This is a genomic window from Neobacillus drentensis, assembly GCF_036962765.1.
GTDB lineage: Bacteria > Bacillota > Bacilli > Bacillales > Cytobacillaceae > Neobacillus > Neobacillus drentensis_C.
Window position 1 is genome coordinate 849 of record NZ_JBALOS010000335.1, and the last position, 805, is coordinate 1,653.

Here is an 805-nt window from a genome sequence, read left to right on the forward strand (position 1 = left end):
ATTTATTTCATTGGTTTTAAGTATGTCAAGATCATATTCATCATCTGTTCAAGTATCAAGTCTGGATCAATACCTTGATCATATTTTAAAATCTTCCCTCTTAAAGCCATACGTTGAATAGTCGCACTCGTTATGTTGCTAATTGTAAATTGCAGAGTCGTAATATCAATATCATTACGAATGGATCCATCCTGAATTCCTTCTAAGAGTATGTTTTTAAAGAGTGACCGACCTTTTTTTAAAAGATCTAAAAATGCAATTTCCAATTCCGGAGTGGGATAATGGTCACGATAATGCATATCAAAAAGACCTATGAAACTGACTGAAGCTTTATCAGTTTTTAAAGTCTCGATTTGAATTCGGAGAGCACACTCCATTTTTTTCCATCCGTTTTTCCCTTTTGTCATCCAATTTTTATCCTTCTCAATCAACTCCTCAAGTATTTTCATTTGTACTGCAAAAATGACTTCATCGATTGATTTATAATATTTATAAAAGGTAACCTTGCTAATCCCACACTGCTTAACGATATCGTTTAACTTTACAACTCCTAATCCTCTTTCAAGAAATAATTGCTGAGCTGCAGTAAGGATTTCTTCTTTACGATTATTTCTGTGCTTCTCTAATTGCTCTTTCCACTGCTGATTCATTTAACTACGGCCCCCTAACTCAAAACTCCTAGACATTTTATCATGTATAAATTGTATTAACTAGTAGTTAACTATACTTAATCGATGTACTTTTTAAGCTGCCATAAATGTCCTACGTGTATTGTATGGGATGCTTTTATTTTTCACTAAAGAAC

The 805-nt window shown here is 32.9% G+C and carries 1 protein-coding gene; it reads right to left on the reverse strand.

What is annotated here, in order from left to right; genetic code table 11:
- Positions 1-2: 2 nt before the first annotated feature.
- Complete coding sequence (locus V7137_RS28745) at positions 3-650, reverse strand: TetR/AcrR family transcriptional regulator (RefSeq protein ID WP_335701225.1); 648 nt, start codon at positions 648-650, stop codon at positions 3-5.
- Between the last annotated feature and the right edge of the window lie 155 nt (positions 651-805).